The sequence below is a fragment of the Paenibacillus forsythiae T98 genome, from assembly GCF_000520735.1.
GTDB classification, from domain to species: domain Bacteria; phylum Bacillota; class Bacilli; order Paenibacillales; family Paenibacillaceae; genus Paenibacillus_AQ; species Paenibacillus_AQ forsythiae.
In genome coordinates, this window is sequence record NZ_ASSC01000716.1 from 1 (window position 1) to 354 (window position 354).

At 69.2% G+C, this 354-nt stretch carries 1 pseudogene; it reads right to left on the reverse strand.

Annotated features, from left to right (window positions below):
- Nucleotides 1-354: pseudogene (locus L692_RS33120) on the reverse strand (nucleoside recognition domain-containing protein); the annotation flags it as partial.

Below are 354 nucleotides of genomic sequence, written 5' to 3' on the forward strand. Positions count from 1 at the left end.
TGAGAAGCCTGAGACATCCGGCGCCGAGCCGGACGTCAGAGCCTGCGCACCGAGATGGAGCTCGAGCAGACCGGAGGTGAGGGCCTCCGGCAGCTGCGGGCACAGCCCTGACAGGATGCTGATAACGACGGCGAATATAATCATGTAGCCTCCCGCCAGCATCAGGCACTGCACCGAGGCGCTTACCGATTCGCCCAGCAGTCTGCCGAAGGCTCGGCCGTCCCGGGCCCGGGCGTCTGCGGCGGCGGTAAGCGCCCGGCGGATCAGGGAAGTCCGGCGCGCGGCGGGAGCCTTCGCCGGAGTGTTATCCGCGGGGCGTGAAGCCCCGGCGGATAACGTCATGCCGGCGGGCAG